Source organism: Spirillospora sp. NPDC029432 (assembly GCF_040703975.1).
Classification (GTDB): domain Bacteria; phylum Actinomycetota; class Actinomycetes; order Streptosporangiales; family Streptosporangiaceae; genus Spirillospora.
Window position 1 is genome coordinate 1 of the sequence record NZ_JBEZWH010000009.1, and the last position, 20,849, is coordinate 20,849.

19 protein-coding genes are annotated in these 20,849 nt (G+C 71.6%); 8 read left to right on the forward strand and 11 right to left on the reverse strand.

The window, feature by feature from the left end:
• Nucleotides 1–4 precede the first annotated feature (4 nt).
• Together pqqA and AB0881_RS09410 are read right to left on the reverse strand one after the other, a co-directional pair.
• Nucleotides 5–127 carry a pyrroloquinoline quinone precursor peptide PqqA gene (gene pqqA / locus AB0881_RS09405; RefSeq protein WP_366615660.1) on the reverse strand — a complete coding sequence of 41 codons (123 nt, stop codon included), beginning with the start codon at nucleotides 125–127 and terminating at the stop codon, nucleotides 5–7.
• A 52-nt stretch (nucleotides 128–179) separates the two neighbouring features.
• Nucleotides 180–2,336 (reverse strand): PQQ-binding-like beta-propeller repeat protein, encoded by a 2,157-nt coding sequence (locus AB0881_RS09410; protein ID WP_366615662.1) that lies wholly within the window; start codon nucleotides 2,334–2,336, stop codon nucleotides 180–182.
• A gap of 299 nt (nucleotides 2,337–2,635) precedes the next feature.
• Here AB0881_RS09410 and AB0881_RS09415 point away from each other — a divergent pair, with 299 nt between their 5' ends.
• On the forward strand, nucleotides 2,636–3,628 hold the full coding sequence (locus tag AB0881_RS09415; RefSeq protein ID WP_366615663.1) for a ThuA domain-containing protein: 993 nt from the start codon (nucleotides 2,636–2,638) through the stop codon (nucleotides 3,626–3,628).
• Between the two features lie 74 nt (nucleotides 3,629–3,702).
• Here AB0881_RS09415 and AB0881_RS09420 read toward each other — a convergent pair whose 3' ends face one another.
• From AB0881_RS09420 to AB0881_RS09455, 8 genes are all read right to left on the reverse strand, one after another.
• On the reverse strand, nucleotides 3,703–4,479 hold the full coding sequence (locus AB0881_RS09420) for an ABC transporter ATP-binding protein (protein ID WP_366615664.1): 777 nt from the start codon (nucleotides 4,477–4,479) through the stop codon (nucleotides 3,703–3,705).
• On the reverse strand, nucleotides 4,476–6,353 hold the full coding sequence (locus AB0881_RS09425) for a branched-chain amino acid ABC transporter ATP-binding protein/permease (protein ID WP_366615665.1): 1,878 nt from the start codon (nucleotides 6,351–6,353) through the stop codon (nucleotides 4,476–4,478). Before AB0881_RS09425 ends, AB0881_RS09420 begins: the two co-directional genes overlap by 4 nt.
• Nucleotides 6,350–7,219, reverse strand: a complete 870-nt coding sequence (locus AB0881_RS09430) for a branched-chain amino acid ABC transporter permease (RefSeq protein WP_366615666.1) — start codon at nucleotides 7,217–7,219, stop codon at nucleotides 6,350–6,352. Before AB0881_RS09430 ends, AB0881_RS09425 begins: the two co-directional genes overlap by 4 nt.
• A gap of 93 nt (nucleotides 7,220–7,312) precedes the next feature.
• Nucleotides 7,313–8,470, reverse strand: coding sequence for an ABC transporter substrate-binding protein (locus tag AB0881_RS09435; protein WP_366615668.1), 1,158 nt, complete (start codon nucleotides 8,468–8,470; stop codon nucleotides 7,313–7,315).
• Between the two features lie 84 nt (nucleotides 8,471–8,554).
• The gene (locus AB0881_RS09440) at nucleotides 8,555–8,929 is read right to left on the reverse strand and encodes a cupin domain-containing protein (RefSeq protein WP_366615669.1); all 375 of its coding nucleotides are present in this window, start codon (nucleotides 8,927–8,929) and stop codon (nucleotides 8,555–8,557) included.
• The gene (locus AB0881_RS09445; protein WP_366615670.1) at nucleotides 8,926–10,731 is read right to left on the reverse strand and encodes a thiamine pyrophosphate-binding protein; all 1,806 of its coding nucleotides are present in this window, start codon (nucleotides 10,729–10,731) and stop codon (nucleotides 8,926–8,928) included. The genes AB0881_RS09440 and AB0881_RS09445 overlap by 4 nt, the downstream gene beginning before the upstream one ends.
• 64 nt (nucleotides 10,732–10,795) lie before the next feature.
• The gene (locus AB0881_RS09450) at nucleotides 10,796–11,800 is read right to left on the reverse strand and encodes an alcohol dehydrogenase catalytic domain-containing protein (RefSeq protein WP_366615671.1); all 1,005 of its coding nucleotides are present in this window, start codon (nucleotides 11,798–11,800) and stop codon (nucleotides 10,796–10,798) included.
• Nucleotides 11,797–13,278: an aldehyde dehydrogenase family protein gene (locus AB0881_RS09455; protein WP_366615672.1), complete on the reverse strand. Its 1,482-nt coding sequence runs from the start codon at nucleotides 13,276–13,278 to the stop codon at nucleotides 11,797–11,799. The genes AB0881_RS09450 and AB0881_RS09455 overlap by 4 nt, the downstream gene beginning before the upstream one ends.
• Nucleotides 13,279–13,642: 364 nt before the next feature.
• Here AB0881_RS09455 and AB0881_RS09460 point away from each other — a divergent pair, with 364 nt between their 5' ends.
• The 7 genes from AB0881_RS09460 to AB0881_RS09490 all read left to right on the forward strand — a co-directional run bounded on the left by AB0881_RS09460 (nucleotide 13,643) and on the right by AB0881_RS09490 (nucleotide 20,111).
• Nucleotides 13,643–14,434, forward strand: coding sequence for an IclR family transcriptional regulator (locus AB0881_RS09460; RefSeq protein WP_366615674.1), 792 nt, complete (start codon nucleotides 13,643–13,645; stop codon nucleotides 14,432–14,434).
• Nucleotides 14,435–14,494: 60 nt separating this feature from the next.
• Nucleotides 14,495–15,688 carry a CoA transferase gene (locus tag AB0881_RS09465; protein WP_366615675.1) on the forward strand — a complete coding sequence of 398 codons (1,194 nt, stop codon included), beginning with the start codon at nucleotides 14,495–14,497 and terminating at the stop codon, nucleotides 15,686–15,688.
• A gap of 40 nt (nucleotides 15,689–15,728) precedes the next feature.
• On the forward strand, nucleotides 15,729–16,517 hold the full coding sequence (locus AB0881_RS09470; RefSeq protein ID WP_366615677.1) for a citryl-CoA lyase: 789 nt from the start codon (nucleotides 15,729–15,731) through the stop codon (nucleotides 16,515–16,517).
• 132 nt (nucleotides 16,518–16,649) lie between these two features.
• Nucleotides 16,650–18,011 (forward strand): MFS transporter, encoded by a 1,362-nt coding sequence (locus AB0881_RS09475; protein WP_366615679.1) that lies wholly within the window; start codon nucleotides 16,650–16,652, stop codon nucleotides 18,009–18,011.
• The gene (locus AB0881_RS09480; protein WP_366615680.1) at nucleotides 18,008–18,790 is read left to right on the forward strand and encodes an N-acyl homoserine lactonase family protein; all 783 of its coding nucleotides are present in this window, start codon (nucleotides 18,008–18,010) and stop codon (nucleotides 18,788–18,790) included. Before AB0881_RS09475 ends, AB0881_RS09480 begins: the two co-directional genes overlap by 4 nt.
• Before the next feature lie 26 nt (nucleotides 18,791–18,816).
• Nucleotides 18,817–19,260 (forward strand): type II 3-dehydroquinate dehydratase, encoded by a 444-nt coding sequence (aroQ, locus tag AB0881_RS09485; protein ID WP_366615681.1) that lies wholly within the window; start codon nucleotides 18,817–18,819, stop codon nucleotides 19,258–19,260.
• Nucleotides 19,257–20,111 carry a shikimate dehydrogenase gene (locus tag AB0881_RS09490; protein ID WP_366615683.1) on the forward strand — a complete coding sequence of 285 codons (855 nt, stop codon included), beginning with the start codon at nucleotides 19,257–19,259 and terminating at the stop codon, nucleotides 20,109–20,111. The genes aroQ and AB0881_RS09490 overlap by 4 nt, the downstream gene beginning before the upstream one ends.
• 123 nt (nucleotides 20,112–20,234) lie before the next feature.
• Here the strand turns inward: AB0881_RS09490 and AB0881_RS09495 are convergent, their stop codons facing one another.
• Nucleotides 20,235–20,705 carry an SgcJ/EcaC family oxidoreductase gene (locus AB0881_RS09495; RefSeq protein ID WP_366615684.1) on the reverse strand — a complete coding sequence of 157 codons (471 nt, stop codon included), beginning with the start codon at nucleotides 20,703–20,705 and terminating at the stop codon, nucleotides 20,235–20,237.
• Between the last annotated feature and the right edge of the window lie 144 nt (nucleotides 20,706–20,849).

Here is a 20,849-nt window from a genome sequence, read left to right on the forward strand (position 1 = left end):
CCGATCAGCTCTCGGCGGTGAAGTACGCCGTGACCTCCAGCGAGGTCTCCACGATCTCGAAGTCGGGCGTGACCCAGCGGGCCCCGCGGTCGTCGCTCCGGCCGGTGTCGGTGGTGTGCTCCGTCATGGTGACTCCTCATTCCTGTGGGTGGTGGGGCTGGCCGGGGAATCCCGGCGGCTCATCGGACGACGATCTTGCCGGTGCTCTGCGGGAAGACCGGGTCGTTGTAGAAGTACTCGCCGGCCTCGGTGAAGGTGTGCGAGGACGACTGGCCGGGGCTCAGCCGGCCGGTGTCGAAGACGCGCTCGAAGAACGAGGCCGCGCCGTGGCTGTGCGCGTTGCCCTCGGGGTTGAGGAAGGTGACCTTCGTTCCCACGGGGACCGTCAGATGCTGGGGGGACATGGCGTTCTGCGCGACGGTGTTCTCGGTGCCGCCCGGGACGCCGGCGCCGGAGTCCCACACCCGGCCGAGCGTGATCGTGTTGTTCACCGCGCTGCCCGCCACGGGCGCGGTGCGGATCTGGTTGCGCTTGGACGGCGGGGTCGGCGTGGGCGCCGGGGCCACCGTCCCGCCCAGCTTGAACGCCCAGAGGTGGTCGCCCTTGGGGATGTCGGGATAGGGCAGGCCGTTGCCTCCGGCGAGGACCGCGATGTACTGCTCGCCGTCGATCTCGTAGGTGACGGGGCTGGTGTGCACGCCCGCTCCGCACTGCCAGCTCCACAGCTTGCGGCCGTCGGTGTCGTCCATCGCGTGCAGCACCCCGTCGGGCCCGCCCTGGAACATCACGCGGCCGGCGGTGCTGAGGATGCCGTTGCCGTGGGCCAGCGACCAGTCGCCCTCCCGGCGCCAGACGGGGCGGTTGGTGCGGGGGTCGACGGCGACGATGCCGCCGGAGAAGTACTCGCCCAGGGGCCTGGCCGTGTTGACCCGCCCTCCGTTGGTGTTGGAGTAGGAGGAGTTGATCAGTCCGTAGCCGACGTACAGGAGGCCGGTGTGCGGGCTGAAGGTGATGTGCGACCAGTCCGCTCCCCCGCCGGCTCCCGGGTACAGGATCGTGGCGTCGTCCCAGAACGGGGTGTAGATCGGGCCCGTGGGGTAGTACGGCACGGGCCTGGTGGTGTCGCGGTGGCTGGGCTCCAGGGGGACGAACGGCCTGCCGCCCGGGAACGGCTGGGTGGGCCAGGTCTTCTGCCGGGCGTCCTGCGGTACGCGCCGCTCGGTCATGCCGTGGATGGGCTTGCCGGTGGCGCGGTCGAGGATGTAGTACATCCCGGTCTTGCTGCCGTAGACGACGACCTTCCGCCTGCGGTGCCCGATCTGCAGATCGATCAGCACGGGCGCCATGACGTTGTCGTAGTCCCAGATGTCGTGGTGCACCGACTGGAAGTGCCAGCGCCGCTCGCCCGTCTTGGCGTCGATGGCGACGAGGCAGTTGGAGAAGAGGTTGAGCCCGCCGCGGGTGGAGCCGTTGGTACGGGGATAGGGGTTGCCGAACGTCCAGTAGACGAGGTCGAGTTCGGGGTCGACGGCCGGGTGCATCCAGCAGACCGCGCCGCCGGTCTTCCAGCTCTCGCCCTCCCAGGTGTCGTTGCCGTACTCGCCGGGTCCGGGCGGTCCCCAGAAGGTCCAGGCGACCTCACCGGTCCGGGCGTTGAGCGCGTAGCCGCGGCCCCGGGCTCCCGCGGTGCTGCCCTCGGTGCCGACGTAGATCAGCCCGTCGTGGTAGACGACGGCGCCGGCCAGGCCGCCGCGGTTGCCGCCGCACTGGCCGTTCTGCGGGTCGCAGCCCGGGTCGCCCTCGCCGGGGATGAGCAGTTCGCGCTGCCAGACCACGCCGCCGGTCCGCTGGTCCAGGGCGTAGACGATGTTGGAGCCGGAGGTGGTGTAGACGAGGCCGCCGCCGAGGCCGACCCCGCGCATGTTGGTGCGCTCGGAACCGACGTTGGTCTTCCATTTGATCTCGCCCGTCCGGCCGTCGACGGCGAAGACGTTCTGCTGCGCGGTCTGGACGTACAGGACGCCGTCCTGGGCGACGACGGTGCTCTGCTGCGCGCGCCCGTCGGTCGCGCCCCCTTCCAGGTTGACGTGCCAGGCGCCGCCGAGGTGCCGGACGTTGCGCCTGGTGATCCGCCGTAGCGAGGAGTGGTTCTGGTTGCCCAGGTTCCCGCCGACCTTGGGGAAGTCCCCGCCGGTCGGCTCCAGTCCCCGCGGCTGCCTGGGAACGGGGAGCGCCATCGTGGAGCCGGGGTCGGCGTGCGCGGGCGCGCGGAACGGGGTGAAGGCCGCGGTCCCGCCGGCGATGGCGGCCCCTGTCAGGAAGTTCCGTCGTCTCATGCTGATCTCCAACCCACCGGTACCGGCTGATGGTCCACTAGACGGATAAACGAGTCCGCTAAACGGACGCCACGGTAAGCCGATAGCCGATGGACTGACAAGGCCCCGATGCGGCGGCTTCGGATCATCCACGGCATTCTTCTTCTGTTTTCTCTGCTCAAGCGGCCGATCAAGGCCACCTTTCGATCGCCGCCCTTGTTGTCCGGGCATGGGCATGAGATCGTCATGCAACCTCTGAGCGGTCCATCTAGACCGCTAGATTGACCTCGGAGCGAGCATGTCAGGAAGGAACCTGCGCCATGAGGAGACCCTCGTCCCATCTGGTCACCGCGGCGGTGTCGGCGGTCGGCACCGCGGCGGTCCTGCTCGCGGGCACGCTGGCCGGCGGCCTGCCCGCCGCGGCGGGCAGTGCCCCGGCCAAGCCCAAGGACCGCGGCGCCCAGGAGCTGGGCGACCCCGAGTACGGCGTCTGCCGGGGCACCGACCCCCGCTGCTACCACGACTGGGGCAACTTCGATCCCGCCGAGGGATACAAGGTCCTGGTGTACAGCCGCACGGCCGGACCTCGCCACGCCAACCTCGGGCCCGCGCTCGCCGCCGGCCTCAACCCGCCGCTCAGCGCGGCGAACGTGGCCCAGAGCGCCCTGGTGAAGATGGGCAGGGACAACGGGTTCGCCGTCGACTGGACCGAGGACGTCGCCCAGCTCTCCTCGGCCGGACGGCTGCTCGGCTACAACGCCGTGGTCTTCCTCAGCACCACGCGCGACACCCTGGACGACAGCGCCCAGACCGCGCTGCGCCAGTACATCCGCGGCGGCGGTGGCTTCGTCGGCATCCACAACGCGTTCGGCACCGAATACAACTGGCCCTGGTACGAGGGCCTCCTCGGCGGCGCCAACTTCTACGACCACGGCCCCGCCCAGCCGGGCACCGTCCAGACCGCGGGCCGCGGGGACGCCTCCACCGCCGGACTGCCCGCACGCTGGGCGTTCAGCGACGAGTGGTACAACCTGGTCCCCTTCCCGTCCCGGGTGCGCGTCCTCGCCTCCGTGGACGAGAGGACGATGGAACGCGGCACCAAGGGCAACCTGGGGCACCCCGGGCACGGCTCGTCCCATCCGGTCGCCTGGTGCCACTACTACGACGGCGGCCGCGCCTGGCTGACCACGCTCGGGCACGACGCCAAGGCGTTCACCGACGACGGCACGTCCTTCGCCGGCGCACCGCAGTTCCAGCGGCTGGTCCTCGGCGGGATCGAGTCGGCCATGGGCAGGAAGCCCTTCTGCCGCTGACCCGTCCCCGGACGGCCCGGCGTCGCGGGTGGCCGGTGCTCCCACCGGCCACCCGCCCCGAGGCGCGCCGCGTCCTACAGGCCCAGGTAGATGCGCCGGACGCGGACGTCCTCGCGCAGCTCCCTTGACGTCCCGGTCATCGCGACCTCTCCGTTCTCCATCACCACGCAGTCGCTGGTCGCCTCGAACGTCAGCTTGGCGTTCTGCTCCACCAGCAGCAGGCTCAGCCCTTCCTCCCGCAGCCGGACGAGCACGGCGAGGATGTCCTCGACGAGCTTCGGCGACAGCCCCATGGAGGGCTCGTCCAGCAGGAGCAGGCGGGGCTTGGCCATCAGCGCCCGGCCGACCGCGAGCATCTGCTGCTGTCCGCCCGACAGCGCTCCGGCGAGGCGTCCGTGCATCTCCCCCAGGACCGGGAAGAGCTCGTACACCTCCTCCAGCGTCCTCCGGGTCGCCGGGTCGCGCCAGGAACGCGCGTAGGCGCCGAGCATCAGGTTCTTCTCGACCGTGAGCCCGGGGAAGACGTGCCGGCCCTCCGGGACGTAGCCGATCCCGTGCCGGACCACGTCCCGCGCCCTGACCTTGGCGAGGTCGGTCTCGCCGAAACGGACCCTGCCGCCGCTGCGGGGCACCAGCCCCATCAGGGCCTTGAGCGTGGAGGTCTTGCCCGCCCCGTTCGCGCCGATGATGCCGACCGACTGGCCGGGCTCCACGGTGAACGAGATCGACCTGACCGCGCAGACTCCGCCGTAATGGACCGAGAGGTCCTCCACCGACAGGGTCTCCGGGCGCGCGGCGGCGGCCGCCGCGCCGCTCTCGTGCTGGTCCTTGGCAGCGGTGCCGCTGTTCATGGGCTCACCTCCGTGGTGGTCGGCAGGGGCATCTCGGCCATGGCCGAGTCGCCGAGGTAGGCCTCGATCACCGCGGGGTCGCCGACGACCTCGTCCGGCGTGCCCTCGGCGATGACCACGCCGCCGGCCAGCACGGTCACCCGTTCGCACAGCGACATGACCAGGCCCATGTTGTGCTCGATCAGCACGACGGTGACACCGCTGCCGCGGATGGAGCGGACGATCTCGGCGAGCTGCCGCACCTCCTCGCCGTTGAGGCCCGCGGCGGGCTCGTCGAGCAGCAGCAGGCGCGGCGAGCCGGCCATCGCGCGGGCGATCTCGATCCGGCGCTGGATGCCGTACGGCAGCGAGCCGGGCGCGGCGCCGGCGAACTCGGTCAGCCCGAAGCGGGCCAGCAGCGCGTCCGCCTGCTCGTTGAGCCGGTGCTCGCGCCGCAGCACGCCCACCGGCCACAGCACGTACCGCCAGCTCGCGGCGGTACGGGACCTGTCCAGGGCGACCAGCAGGTTGTCCTTGACGCTCATCTCCCCGAACAGGCGCAGGTTCTGGAACGTGCGCGCCACGCCCAGCATGGACAGCCGGTACGGGCGGGCGCCGGTGACCGTCCGCCCGTCCAGGACCACCCGGCCGCCGGACGCCTTGTAGAAGCCGCTGATGACGTTGAACAGCGTGGTCTTCCCCGAGCCGTTGGGCCCGACGATGCCGCGGATCTCGCCGCGGGCGACGGTGACCGAGACGCCGTCGAGCGCCTTGAGCCCGCGGAACTGCTTGCTGACCTCGCGGACCTCCAGCATCGGCGCGACGCTCTCCGCGGCCGCTCCCGCATCCGTTTCCTCCGTGGTTCGGGCGTCCTGTTCGGCGGGCTCGTACGGCTGGAACGGGCGCAGCTCCGCCCGGTCGGCGGACCTGCCCCGGCGGCGGTCCACCGCGGCGCGTACCCGCGCCGGAACGCCCGCCAGCCCGGTCGGGGCGAACACGACCATGATGACCACGACGATGCCGAAGCCGAGCTGCGCGACGGTGGGATGGTCCACCAGCTGTTCGCGGATCAGAGTCAGCCCGATCGCGCCGACCACGCAGCCGACGAGGCTCTGCCGGCCGCCGATCACCACCATCGCCAGCAGCAGGAACATGTTGGCGATGTTGAAGGTCTCGGGCGCGATGTAGCGGATCAGCCCGACGTAGAGCACGCCGGCGATGCCGCCGAACACGCTGGACAGCATGAACGCGGTCATCCGCAGCAGCGGGATCTCCGCGCCGACCGCGCCCGCGGCCAGCGGGTCGTCGCGCATCGCCTTCAGCCGGCGCCCGAGCCCGGTGCGGACGACGAACAGCCCGAAGGCCAGCGCCAGCGCGAACACCACCACTTCGAGGTAGTAGTAGAGGTACTCGCTGGTCAGGTCGATGCCGAACATCGGCGGCACCGGGATGGCCGAGATGCCCTCGGCCCCGCCGGCGATCTCGGCGTTGGTGGTCCAGTTGATGAAGCCGAGCGCCAGTCCGAGCGTGACGATGCCGAGATAGTGCGACTGCATGCGCAGTGCCGGGATGCCGACCAGGAGGCCGATGAGCGCCGACGCCACCATGGCGAGCGCGGCCGCCGGCCAGAAGCCCAGCCCGCTGTGGGTGGTGAGGATCGCGGTCGCGTACGCGCTGACGCCGAAGAAGGCGACCTGCGCCAGGTTGATCTGGCCGGCGATGCCCATGGCCAGGCCCATGCCGATGGCCAGGAGCGCGAACACCAGCGCGATGTTGACCACGTGGATCGCGTAGCCGCCCACCTGGTAGGGCAGGATCCAGGCCGCGGCGATCAGTGCCGCCAGCCCGCCGAGCCTCGGGGCCCGGGGGTGCCGGAGGGTACCGGGGAGGTTCATGCGCGGCTCACCGTCATCTCGCCGAACAGTCCCAGCGGCTTGATCATGATGATCACCGTGAAGACCAGGAACACCACCAGCTCGGAGTAGCCCTGGAAGTGGCCGGCGGCGAAGGAGTCCAGGACGCCGATCGCCAGCCCGCCGACGATGGCGCCGGGGATGTTCCCGCAGCCGCCGAGCATCGCGGCCGCGAATCCCTTGATGCCGATCGCGCCGCCCATCGTCGGGTTCACGTACAGCAGCGGGCCGACCAGGCCGCCCGCGAGCGCCGCGAGACCCGCGCCGATGGCGAACGCGATGGCGTTGCTGCGGCCGACGTGGATGCCGACGGCCGTGGCGGCCTCGTGGTCCATCGCGACGGCCTGCATGGCCGCGCCCCGCTTGGTGCGCTGCAGGAAGCCGACCAGCAGCACGACCGCGACCGCGACGATGAGCAGCACGACGAGGTCGTAGGTGCGCACCCGCAGCCCGAACAGCTCGATCGGGGCGGCCTGCACCGGGTTGTCGACGGCGTGCCCGGTGGCGCCCCAGATCAGGACGGCCACCGCCTGCAGCACCATGCCGAAGCCGATGGTGCCGATCAGCATCAGGGTGAAGTCCTTGTTCTCCAGCGGGCGCAGCACCCGCTCGATGAACAGGCCGATGAGCCCGGTCAGCGCGATGGACAGCACCATCGCGACCGCGAAGGGCAGCTTGGTGGACATGTAGAAGGTGGACGCGGCGTACGCGCCGATCATGAGGACGTCGGCGTGCGCGAAGTTGACCAGCCCCATGGTGCGGTAGACGAGCGAGAAGCCCATCGCCACCAGGGCGTAGATCGCGCCGAGGCTCAGCCCGCCGATCAGTGTCTGGAGGAAGACCTGCATGGTTCTCTTTCTGGACGGGGAGCCGGTGACGGCGGCGGCCGGACCAGCGAGCGCTGGACGCCCGGCCGCCGCCGCCGGCCCGTTGGTGTCCGGTCAGCCCTCGGCCTTGACGAGCTTGCCGCCCTTGATCACTCCGATGCTGGTCGCCTTGATGCCGACCCCGGTCTCGTCGTAGACGAAGTCGCCGAGCAGCCCCTGGTGCCGCACGGCCCGGATCGCGTCGGCCAGCTTCCTGCCCGTGGCGACGTTGCTGTTCTTCAGCGCGGTCAGCATGATCTGGGCGCCGTCGTAGGCCTTGGCCCCGTGCATCTCGGCCTCCTCGTTGAAGGCGGCCTGGTAGGCGGCGGCGAACTTCTTGGCGTCCTCGCTGATGTCGTTGCTGAGGTAGGGGGAACTGACGATGGTGCCCTCGGCGTTCTCGGCGCCCGCGGTGTCGAGGAAGACGGGGGTGCCCTGCGGGGCGGCGCCGGCGAACGGGGCGGTGATGCCGAGATCGCGCGCCTGCTTGACGATCAGGCCGGACTCGACCTCCTCGGCACCGAGGAAGATGACCTCCGGCCGCGCCTGCCGGATCTTGGTCAGCTGCGCGCTGAAGTCCTTCTGGTCGATGGTGACGACCTCGTCGGCGACCGGCTTGAGGCCGCGGTCGCCCAGGGCCTTGGCGAAGGCGTCGTGCTCGCCCTTGCCGTACGCGCCGTTGTTGGTGATCAGCGCGACCTTCTTCATCTTCTCGGTGTCGACCAGGTGCTTGGCGAGGGTCTCGTCGTAGGTCGTGCTGGTGGGGCCGTTGAGGAAGAGGTACGGGCTCTTGAGCGCCACCATCCCGGGCGACTGGCCCGAGGCGATGTTGGGGATCTCGTACTGGCGCAGCACGGGCGCCATCGCGATCGTGACGGCGCTCTCGGCGGTGCCGAGCATCGCGATGTACTTCTGGCTGGCGATCTTCCGGGCGATGTTGGTGCCGACGGTGGGGTCGCCCTGGTCGTCGAAGACGTCCAGCTGGATCTTGCGGCCGTTGATGCCGCCGGCCTTGTTCCACTCGTCGACGGCGAGCTTGACGCCCTTGTGCTCCCACTTTCCCAGCGAACTCAGCTGGCCGCTCTGGGCGTTGACGACGGCGATCTTGATCGGGCCGGAACCGCCGGAACCGGACTCCTCCGATTCACCGGGCGCGCCGCACGCGGTCGCCAGGCATGCCGTCAGAGCACCGGCGGCCAAGGCGGAAAGGCGGACCCTGGACAGGTTGAACATGAGCGTCACCTCGGGGGTGGGGGGTCGGGTTGAGAGGCGGCGGGGGGCGGCGGCAGAGGTGGACGGGCGGCCGGCGCGCCGGGCCTAGGCGCGCGGAAGCTCGCCGTGGGGGCCGTAGACGAACACCAGCCAGAGCGGCTCGCGCCCGGTGTTGACGTGCTGGTGCTTGACGCCCTTGGGGATGAACATGAACGTGTGCGCGCCGAACGGGGTGCGGTGGCCGTCGCCGGCGACCACCTCCCCCGCGCCGCGCACGATGAAGTTGATCTCCTCCGACTCGGGGTGGTCGTGCAGCGAGCTGGCCTCACCGGGCTCGAAGATGGTCAGGCCGCCGACGAGGAAGTCGCTGGAGTTGAGGTGCCGATCCACGACCTTGAAGACCTTGCGGCGGTGGCCGCGGTCGTCCAGGCCGAGCCAGATGGGGTCCGACTGGGCGAACGGATCGATGACCTGGATCATGAGCTCCCCTCCTCGGGGAAGACACCCTGGTAGATGTCGTTGATGTTCCAGTGCCCCGGTGTGGGCACCGGCTCGTTGACCATGGGCACGTCCAGCACCGCCGGGCGCCGCCGGCTCACCGCCGACCGCAGCGCGGAGGCCAGCGCCTCGGGCGCGGGGATCTCGTAGCCGTCGGCACCGCAGGATTCGGCGAGGAGCGCGAAGTTGGGGCTGTAGGGCCGGCCCTCGGGGTCTTCGAACTCGCAGCCGTAGCTGGCGCCGAAGTTGGCCGCCTGCAGGTCGGCGATGGTGCCGTGGGCGCGGTTGTTCATCACCACGAAGATCACCGGCAGGCCCTGTTCGACGGCCATCGGGACGGCCGGGAGCTGGGCGCTCATCCCGCCGTCGCCGACGAGCGCCACGACGACGCGTTCGGGCCGGGCGATCTGGACGCCGACCGCGGCCGCGGGCCCGAAGCCCATCGTCGAGGCGCCTCCCGGAGTGATGAACTCCCCCTCGGCGGGCAGCTCGTAGCACTGCGCGACACCGTTCTTGTTCCAGCCGACGTCCGTGACGAGCACCGCGTCGTCCGGAAGGGCGTCGCGCAGGTCGCGCAGGATGCGCTCGGGCCGCAGCGGGTAGTCGTCGGCGCGGCCGCGCTCGCGGCTGCCCTCGAACAGTTCGGTTCGCGCGGTGCGGATCCGGTCGCGCAGTCCGGGCCGGGTGACGGGGTCGGGACGGGCGGCGCGCACCGCCGCGCCGATCGCCTCGACCGCCGCCGTCACATCGGCGACCGCGCCGATCTCCACGGGGTAGTTGCGGCCGATCTCGGCCGGGTCGATGTCGATCTGGATCAGCCGGCCCTGCCCCGGTTCCGGGCCCAGGTTCCAGGTGAAGCGCGGGTCCCACGAGCTGGCGTCGGTCTCGGCGAACCGGGTCGCGAGCGCCAGCACCACATCGGCGGTGCGCGCGTAGTCGTTGGTGGTCCGCAGGCCCCAGAATCCCGGCATTCCCAGCAGCAGGGGGTGGTCGTCGGGTACGGCGCCCTTGCCCATCAGCGAGTGCACGATCGGGATGTCCAGGTGCTCGGCGAGCGACAGCAGCGCCGCGCGCCCGGGCCCGCCGCGCAGCCCGCCGCCGAGGTAGATCAGCGGCTGCCGGGCCCCGTCCAGCAGCGCGGCGATCCGCTCGGCGGTCGAGGCGGGCAGGCCGGGCCCGGACGTGGTCGCCGGCAGCGGCCGGTCCTCACCGGGAACGGGCCGGGAGAACAGGTCCATCGGGACGTTCAGCAGCACAGCGCCGGGCCGCCCGCCGGTGGCCGTCCAGAAGGCCCGCTCGGTGAACCGGCCCAGGTCCTCGGCGCGCCGGACGTGCCAGGCCCGCTTCACGAACGGGCGGTAGATCGCGGTCTGGTCGGCGTCGGCGTGCAGGTTCACCTCCTGGTGCGGATGCCGGCCGTGGTAATAGGAGGGCACGTCCCCGGAGATGGCGATGAGCGGGACCGAGTCGAGCGCGGCGGTCGCCACCCCCGTGACGGCGTTCATCATCCCCGGCCCGACGTGCACCAGCAGGACGCCGGGACGGCCGGACGCCCGGGCGTAGCCGTCCGCGGCGTGCGCCGCCGCCTGCTCGTGCCGCGCGATGACGAAGGTGATCGGGCTGCGGCCCAGCGCGTCCAGCAGCGCGATGTTGGTGTGGCCGCAGGTGCCGAAGACGTACTCGACGCCGTACGACTCCAGCTGGCGGACCAGCGCCTCGGCGGCGGTGACGGTCGCGGCGCGGCCGGTGGACGCGCCATCGTGGGCGCGGGTGTCGACGGTCATGAGGCCTCCTTCGTCGGCCTGGCGAGCGGGATCGCTGCGTCCATCGGTCTCCTCGCGGGCTCGGTCACGGGGCGGTCTCCTCGTCGTCGTGGGGCAGGGTGATCCAGGTCTTGCCGGCGATGTCGGCCGAGCGCTCGAACGCCTTGGGCGCGTCGGCGAGCTCGAACCTCTCGCGCAGGACCCGGCCGGGTCGCAGGCCGGAGCGCTCCAGGGTCGCGATGGTGGCGGCGAACCCGGAGGGGTGGTCGTAGATGAGGCAGCCGCGCACCGTCAGCCGCCGCTGCACCAGGGTGAAGGTGGGGACCTGGGCGGGTGCGCTGCTCTGCCCGACGGCGATCACCGAGCCGCCGGGGGTGACGCACTCCAGCGCGCGTTCGAACGCCTCCGGCGCCCCGGAGGCGTCGATCGCCACGGGGAACCGCTGGTCGTGGCCGCCGGGGTCGGCGGCGCGCGCTCCCAGCGCCACCGCGAGGTCCCGGCGGCCCTCGTGCGGCTCACTCACGTAGGCCGTCCCGCCGGCGTGGCGGACGGCCATGCACACCAGCAGCCCCTGCGAGCCGGCGCCCACGACCAGGCAGTCGTCGCCGGGCCGCAGCCCGCTCATCCGCACCGCGTTCAGCGCGACGGTGAACGGCTCGACGCAGACGGCGTCGGTGTCGTCCCAATCGTCCGGCACCGGCCACGCGAACCTGGCCGGCACGGCGACCCGCTCGGCCAGCAGGCCCGGCTCGGTGATGCCGGCGGCACGGCGGTCACGGCATCCGGCGGTGCCGCCGGAACGGCAGGGAGCGCAGGCCAGGCACGGGTAGTTGGGTTCGATGACGACGCGCTGCCCGGGGGCCCGGCCGGTCACGTCCCGGCCCACGGCCGTGATCACCCCGATGGCCTCGTGCCCCAGGACCCACGGGAGGGCGGGAACGGCGCGGCGACCGGACACCACGGCCAGGTCGGATCCGCACAGCCCGACTCCGCGTACCGCGACGATCACATCGCCGGGGCCGCAGGCCGGCTCGGGCAGGTCGTCCAGGACCGCCACGGTGCCGGGCGAGGTCAGCGCGACCGCCTTCATCCACGCGCTCCCCAGAGGGAGACGCCGCGCAGCATCAGGGTCTTGACGACGGTGTAGTCGTCGATCATGCAGCCGGGGGACTCCCGGCCGAAGCCCGAGTCCTTGACTCCCCCGAACGGCACGTGGTCCAGCCGGTAGTTGGAGGAGCCGTTCACCACGAGCCCGCCGACCTCCAGGTCGCGCCAGGCCGTGATGACGCGCTCCATGTCGCGGGTGAAGATCCCGGCCTGCAGCCCGTACCGGCTGCCGTTGCAGCGCTCGATCACTTCGCCGAGGTCGTCGAAGGGCAGGACCGCGACCAGTGCTCCGAAGACCTCCCGGGTCACGACCGCCGCGTCGTCGGGCGGTTCGGCGACGATGGTGGGGGCGGCTGTGGCGCCGTCGCGTTCGCCGCCGAGCACCACGCGCGCCCCGGCCGCGGCGGCTTCGGCGCTCCAGCGCACGACGCGCTCGGCGGCCTCCTCATCGACCATCGAGCCGACGTCGGTCGCGGGGTCGAGCGGGTCGCCCACCTTGAGCGCCGCGACGGCCTCGGTGAACGCCCCCAGGAACTCCGCGAAGCGGGGGCGGTGCACGTACACGCGCTGCACCGAGATGCAGCTCTGCCCGGAGTTGGTGTAGCCGGTGCGGGCGCAGACGCCGGCGGCGGCGGAGATGTCGGCGTCGTCGCAGACGATGGTGGCGGCGTTGCCGCCCAGTTCCAGGACCAGCCGCTTGGCGCCCGCCGCCCTGGCCACCGCCGCTCCCGTCGCGGCGCTGCCGGTGAAGCTGATGACGCTCACCTCGTCTGCCGCGCACAGGGCAGAGCCGATGTCGCCCGCCCCATGCAGCAGCTGCACCGCCTCCACCGGCGTTCCGGACTCGACCAGCAGGGCGACGATGGCGGTGGAGACGGCCGGGGCCTGCGGCGGGGCCTTGACGATCGTGGTGTTGCCCGCGGCGAAGGAGGCCCCGAGCTTGTGCGCCAGCAGGTTGGCCGGGGCGTTGAACGGCGTGATCGCCAGGGCCACGCCCGCGGGGGCCCGGTAGGTGAACGCGGTGTTGCCGATCCCCCGGTCCCAGCCGGCCACCGGCAGTGTCTCCCCGCCGATGCGCCGGGCCTCGGCCGCGCACACCGCGAAGGTGTCGGCCACCCGGTCGATCTCTCCGCGGCCGTCCTTGAGCGGTTTGCCGAGTTCGAAGGCAAGCAGGCGGGCGAGGTCGTCCCGGTGCTCCAGGGCCGCGGCCGAGGCGCGTTCCAGGATGTCCGCGCGGGAGGCCGGCGCCAGGCCCGCCACCTTCCGCGCGGCCGTTCGGGCATAGGCCCTGACGGCGGCGACGTCCGCGGTCCCGGCTGAGGGGGCCTGGCTCACCGGACGGCGCAGATACGGTCCAACTCGTTCACTCTGCGGACCATCCGCAATCCACTCGCCGCCCACCAGAGCTGCCGCTTGTACCGGCCCTACCTGGGGATCAGCAGCAAGGAGAGACTTCAGCATCAATTCCTCCTGGACCGCTAAGCGGTCTATTTGGCCCGCTTCGCGGACTTGCGAGCCAACGTAAGGGCACCCGCCGCCCCTGACAAGGCCCTTCTCTGCGGAAGTTGCCTGGGCCGCGGTCGCGGCCGGGGCGCCCGATGTCGGAGACCAGGGAGAACCGGCGATCCTTCTAATGTTCGAACCAGTGAGTTAGTTATAGGTGACCTGACTCACAGACGGAAGGGCGGAGAGGGGGTTTTCTGGCGACACGCCCCTGAACGCACCGACTGACGGACCAACTAGACCGCTATGCGGACTGCGTGTAACGTACGGCGGCAGAGTGGGAACGACCGAGGACACCGGAAGCCGGGGAGAGCGAACGCCTGTGAGTCCAGCGAGGAAGCCCGAGGCCGAGTCGTCGGCCGACGCCCAGGGCGTGCGCAGCGTTCAGCGGGCCGTGGAGATCATGTCGCTGCTGAGCGAGGAGCGGCCGGTGGTGACGGTCCGGGACATCGTCACCGCCACCGGCCTGGCGAAGACCACCGTCATCCGGCTGGTCCAGACCCTGGAGCAGAACGGCCTGCTCTGGGCGACGCCGAACGGCTACCTGCCGGGCCCCGGGCTCTGGCGCTGGGCACACCTGGCGCGCAGCAGCTGGGAACTTCCCCCCGAGACCCGCAAGATGATGCGCGACCTGGGCGCGCGCAAGCGGGAGACCGTCAACCTGTACATGCTCCGCGACGTCTACCGGGTCTGCGTGGCGCAGCAGGAGAGCCCGCAGCCGCTGCGCCACGTCGTGCACGTCGGCGACAAGCTCCCGCTCTGGGCCGGCGCCTCCTCCAAGGTCCTGCTGCGGGACGCCTCTGATGACCTATTGGCACGGATCGCCAAGGCGTCCCCCTACGGGGAGGGCCACACCCGGCGGCTGCGCGAGTGGATCGACGAGGCGGCGCACCGCGGCTGGGCGGTCAGCCACGGCGAGCGCGAGGAGGGGCTGTCCGCCGTCGCCGTCCCGGTCCTGGGCCGTTCCGGCAAGGTGGTCGCCGCACTGTCCCTCAGCGGCCCGACCGTGCGCTTCGCCGACGACCAGGTCGAGCTGTTCGCGGCGGACCTGCGGCAGGTCGCCAAGGAGATGTCCGAGCGAGGGTTCGACCATCCCCTCGCCCCCGCGCACTGATCCCGCCGATCACGTACGGAACGCGCCCGCCGGGCGGCGCGCGACTGAAGGAGCAAGCGCATGCACGAGCGACCGCTCAGCGGCATCCGGGTACTCGACCTGACCAACGTGCTCGCCGGCCCGTACTGCAGCTACCAGCTGATGCTGCTCGGCGCGGAGGTCGTCAAGGTCGAGGTGCCCGGTCAAGGCGACCTGGCCCGCAACCTCGGACCCGACCCCGAGCTCAACCGCTCCGGCCTGGGCGCGTCCTTCCTGGCCCAGAACGCGGGCAAGAAGTCGCTCGAGATCGATCTCAAGGCCCCCGGCGACCGGGCGCGCTTCGAGGGCCTGGTGCGCGGCGCCGACGTGCTGCTGGAGAACTTCCGCGCCGGCGTGCTCGACCGCCTGGGCTTCGGCTGGCCCCGCCTCCGCGAGCTCAACCCGGGGCTCGTGTACTGCGCCGTCTCCGGATTCGGCCAGACCGGCCCGATGAGCCAGGCACCGGCGTACGACCAGATCATCCAGGGCCTGTCCGGGATGATGAGCGTGACCGGGACCAGGGAGACGGCGCCGCTGCGGGTCGGCTTCCCCGTCTGCGACACCGTGGGCGGGCTCGCCGCCGCGCTGCACATCTGCGCCGCCCTCGCCGGCAGGGCTTCGACCGGCAGGGGGACCTTCCTGGACGTCTCCATGCTGGAGGCGGCGGTCTCCGCCATGGGATGGGCGGTCTCCAACTACCTGGTCAGCGGGGTGCCGCCCGAGCCGATGGGCACCCAGAACGCGACCTCCGCCCCGTCCGGGACGTTCGAGGCCGCCGACGGCCCGCTGAACATCGCCGCGAACCGCCAGCAGCAGTTCGAGACGCTCTGCGCGATCCTGGACCGCCGCGACCTGCTCGACGACCCCCGTTTCGCCCACCGGGAGGCCCGCAAGCTCCACCGCGAGGAACTCGACGGCGAGCTCAACGCCGCCCTGCGCCGCCGGACCGCGCTGGAATGGGAAGAGGTCCTCGGTGCGGCCGGGGTCCCCGCGGCCCGCGTCGCCGGGGTCCCCCAGGCGGTGGAGCTGGAGCAGCTGCGCCATCGCGGCTTCTTCACCGACCTCGCCTTCCCCGACGGGTCCGGGCGGACGCTGCGGGTGGCCGGGAGCGGTGTGCTGCACGACGGCGAACCCCTGCGCCCCGTCGCCCCTCCCCCGCTGCTGGGCGAGCAGAACGCCGAGATCCAGGCGCTGACGGCACGCTGGAACGGCACCGAGACGGCCGTCACCTCATGAGCCGGGACCGCGTTCCCGCGCCCGTCCCCGAGGAGCTTCCGTGACCGACATCGACCCGACGGGCGCCGTCGCCGGCTGGTGGGCCACCGCCGTCTCCCGCATGGAGCCCGGGGTCATCGAGCTGCGCGGCCGCCCGGTGCAGGACCTCATCGGCACCACCGGCCTCGGCTCGATGATCTGGCTGATGCTCCGCGGCGACCTTCCGGACCCGCGGCGGGCCCGGCTGCTGGAGGCGGCCCTGGTCGCGGCGGTCGACCACGGTCCGCAGGCCCCGTCCATCGCCATCGCCCGCATGGCCGCCACCTGCGGTGTCGGCCTGAACAACGCCGTCGCCAGCGCGGTCAACACGCTGGGCGACGCGCACGGCGGCGCCGGCGAGCAGTGCGTCCGCCTCCTCGACGAGATCCTCGCGGAGGAGGCGGCCGGGACCGCCCTGGAGACCGCGGTCGAGCGCGCCGTCCGGCGGGGGCCGCGCTACGTCCCCGGCTTCGGGCACCGGTTCCACCCGCGCGACCCTCGCCGCGACCCGCTGCTGGCCCTGGTCGAGGACGCCGTCCGGGACGGCGCCGTGCCCGGGGACCACCTGCGCGCCGGTCTCGCGGTCGAGGCCCACCTCGCCGCCAAGGGGTCCAAGCCCATCCCGATGAACATCGACGGCGCCACCGCCATCATCTACGCCGAGCTGGGCTTCCCCGCTCCCCTGGCCCGCGGCCTGTTCGTCCTCAGCCGCAGCATCGGAATCCTCGCCCACGCCTGGGAGGAGACCCAGCAGGGCAGCCGCAACAAGGGCCCCATCCCCCGGTCGATCCTCCCCGCGTACCTGCCCTGACGGGCGGCTCTCCGCGGCGAACATCGCTCTGACCTCTTGACACGTGATGCCACTCACCAGAAACATACGTGACGGCCCGGTTAATTAACTATCTAGTTCGTACTTACGGGCTCTCACCCCGAGGAGCATCACGTGCGCGACCACCCGACCGCCGTCACGGCGGGGCCGCCCGCAGGAGGCCAGCCGCGCAAGGCGGCGCTGGCCGCCTGGATCGGCAGCGCGCTGGAGTACTACGACTTCTTCATCTACGGCACCGCCGCCGCGCTCGTGTTCGGCAAGATCTTCTTCCCCGACTCCGATCCCGCCGCCGGCACGCTGCTGGCGCTGGCCACGTTCGGCGTCGGCTACCTGGCCCGTCCGGTCGGGGCCTTCGTCCTCGGCCACGTCGGCGACCGGTTCGGCCGCAAGAAGGTCCTCGTCTTCACCGTCATGCTCATGGGGGCGGCGACCTTCCTCGTCGGCTGCCTCCCCACCTATGGCCAGGTCGGCCTCCTGGCCCCGGTCCTGCTGGTGCTGCTGCGCCTCGCCCAGGGCTTCTCGGCGGGCGGCGAGCAGGCCGGCGCCAACTCCATGACCCTCGAACACGCCCCCGCGAACCGGCGCGCCTACTACACCAGCTTCACCCTCAACGGCACCCAGGCCGGCCAGATCCTGGCCACCGCGATCTTCCTGCCGGTCGCCGCCCTGCCCGAGGAGCAGCTGCTGAGCTGGGGCTGGCGGATCCCGTTCTGGCTCAGCGCGGTCGTCATGGTGGTCGCGTTCGTCATCCGGCAGAAGCTCGACGAGACGCCGGTGTTCGAGCAGGAGGCCGCCCAGGGCGCCGTCGCCGGGCTGCCGCTGGCCGTCCTGCTGCGCGACCACTGGGCCGATGTGCTGCGCGTGATGGTCGCCGCCGTCATCGCCTCGGTCAGCACGATCTTCACCGTCTACGCCCTCTCCTACGCCGTCAACACGATGGATCTGGAGAAGACGCCCATGCTGTGGGTCGGCGTACTGGCCAACGCCGCGGCGCTCATCGCGCTCCCCCTGTTCGGGCGGCTCGCCGACAGGATCGGGCGCAAGCCGGTGTTCATCGGCGGTTCCCTGGGCTGCGCCGTCCTGATGTTCGCCTACCTCTGGGCGATCTCCGTCGGCAACTACCCGCTGATCTTCGCGGTCGGCATCCTGATGTTCGGCGTCGTGCACAGCGCCACCGGCGGCGTCTGGCCCGCCTTCTACGGGGAGATGTTCAGCGCCCGCGTCCGGCTGTCCGGCACCGCGATCGGGACCCAGATCGGCTTCGCCATCGCGGGCTTCGCCCCCAGCATCGCCGGCGCCATCGCCGGCGACGGCCCCGGCGCCTGGCTCGGCGTCTCGATCATCACGGCCGTCCTGTGCCTGATCAACGTCGCCGCCGTGGCGACCGGACGCGAGACGTACAAGGTCCCCACCGAGCGGCTCGGCACCCGCTCCAGCGCCGCCGAGCCCGTCCCGTCCCTGGCGGAGCGGGCATGACCGGCGACACCTTCCGGGTGTACGCCCTCTGCTACGCGCGCCGCGACGGGAGGCGCGGCCAGCACTTCCACGGCTACGACGAACGCTGGGACGAGCCGCATCCCACCGCCTACTACGTCTGGCTGGCCGTCTCCGATCGGCACACCGTCGTCATCGACACCGGGATCGCCCCGGAGCGGGCCGGCCGGCTCGCCGGGATCGACTACCACGCCTCCCCGGTGACGCTCCTGGCCGGCATGGGAGTGGCCGCCGAGACCGTCGACCACGTCGTCCTGACCCACCTGCACTACGACCACACCGGCACCGCCGCCGCGTTCGGCGGCGCGCGCTACGTCCTCCAGCGTTCGGAACTCGACTACTGGTCCGGGCCGTGGGCGCGGCGCATCGAACGGGAGCGCTGGCTGGTCAGCGACGACGACCTCGCGCATCTGCGCGAGGCACGCGACCGGGTACGGATCATGGAGGGAGACGGCGACGTGGTGCCGGGTCTCAGCGTCCACCTCGTCGGCGGCCACACCGCCGGCATGCAGGTGGTGCGCGTACGTACCGGCCGCGGCCACGTGGTGCTCGCCTCCGACGCCGCTCACTTCTACGAGAACCTCGAGGACGACCGCCCCTTCGCGATCCTGCACAGCATGACCGGCATGTACGGCGCGTTCGACCGCATCAAGGAACTGGCCGGCGGCCCGGACCTGATCGTGGCCGGGCACGATCCCGAGGTCCTCGAGCGCTTCCCGCTCCTGCCGGACGCCCGCGGGCCGATCGCCCGCATCGCCTGACCACACCACAATTATCGGGGAAACCAATGACACCGACCGTTCTCGTACTGAACGGCCCTAACCTCAACCTGCTCGGCCGGCGGGAGCCGGAACTCTACGGGACCGCCACGCTGGCCGAGATCGAGGCCAGGTGCCACACCGTCGCCGCGGAGCACGGGCTGCGCGTGGACTTCCGCCAGAGCAACCACGAGGGAGCCCTGGTGGACGCCGTACACGAGGGCGCCGCCGGAATCGTGATCAACCCGGCCGGGTACGCGCACACCTCCATCGCGCTGCGCGACGCGCTCGCGGCCGCCGCGGTCCCGACCGTCGAGGTCCACCTGACCAACATCCACCGCCGTGAGGCGTTCCGGCACACCTCCCACACCGCCGCCGTCAGCGACGCCGTGATCTGCGGAGCCGGCGCGCACGGCTACGAGCTGGCCCTCCTCCACCTGGCCGAACTGATGGGCAAGGAGCCGCTGGGATGACCGCGCACCTGATCGGGCTGATCGGCTCCGGCATCGGCCCCTCCCTCAGCCCCGCCCTGCACGAACGCGAGGCCGACCACCACGGCCTGCGCTACCTCTACAAGATCCTCGACATCGCCGACCTCGGCGTCGGCGCCACCGCCGCGGGCGACCTGGTCCGCACCGCCCGCAGGCTCGGCTACACCGGGCTCAACATCACCCATCCCTGCAAGCAGACCGTGATCGAGCACCTCGACGAGCTCTCCCCGGACGCCGCCCGCCTCGGCGCGGTCAACACCGTGACCTTCGACGGCGACCGGGCCGTCGGCCACAACACCGACTGGACCGGCTTCGCCGAATCCTTCGCCCGCGGCCTCCCCGACGCCGCCACCGACCGGATCGTCCAGATCGGAGCCGGCGGCGCCGGCGCCGCCGTCGCGCACGCCCTGCTGACACTCGGCGCCGACCGGGTCGTCCTGGCCGACACCCGTACCGCCCGCGCGGAGTCGCTCGCCGCCGAGCTCACCGAACGCTTCGGCCCCGGACGCGCCCGAGCCACGCCGATCACCGACCTGGAGGCAGCCCTCCACCACGCGGACGGCCTGGTGAACGCGACACCGGTCGGGATGGCGGCGCATCCGGGCTCCCCGGTCCCCGCCGCACTGCTCCGCCCGGACCTGTGGGTCGCCGACGTCGTCTACCGCCCGCTGCGCACCGAACTGCTCGATCGAGCCCGCGAACTCGGCTGCCGCACCCTGGACGGCGGCGGAATGGTCGTCTTCCAGGCGGCCCACGCCTTCCGCCTCTTCACCGGCCTGACCCCCGACACCGACCGCATGCTCGCCCACCTGTCCGACCTGGTCACGGCATGAACCCAGGGAAACTCGGCTAGAGCAGGCGTCCCGCGACAGTGAGGACATGGCGCAGGATCCGCTCCATCTGGTCGAAATGCGACTGGGCGCAGAGTCGGCGTTGCCCGGCCCCTGCCGCGTCTCTCACGGTGACCCCGCGGGGCGTCCGCTCTGTGGCCGCCGGTCGGAGTTCTTGTCAGCGAAGTCGTCGAGGCCGTTCACCCGGGTGTTGTGCACTGCACGGATCTTCCACTCGTCCCGATGCTTCACCAGCACCATCGTGATCAGACCACCGCGATCCTCCGGTGCCTCCGCGTTAGGGAGGCGGTGCTCGGGCCAGGTCCAACGCGTGTGCACCAGCGCGACGCCCGGCGCGATGTCCTGGATGCTCACGATCTCCTGCGCGTAGCTCCGCTTCTGCGCGACCACCGAGGCCGGGACGTCCTTGTGCCCGTCGACGTTGGCCTGCCGCGTTCGCCACCAGAGCCCCCGGTGGGTGATGAAGTCGCAGTCGTCGGTGAAGAACGCGCCCCAAGCGTCCATTTCGTGGCGGATCCAGTGCCTGGTCTGAACGGCCAGCATGTCGCGGATCTTGCTCTCATCGGTCGGCTCCATCCCACCACCATGGGAGCTCAACTTGAGTTGAGGTCAAGTCCGTCCGGCGGTGCCTCGCCGACATCACCATCCGTTGAGCCGCGAATTGTGGGGTGAACGACCGGCAGTCCCGGTGCCTGAGCGGCCCTGGCCTCCTGGCGGGCC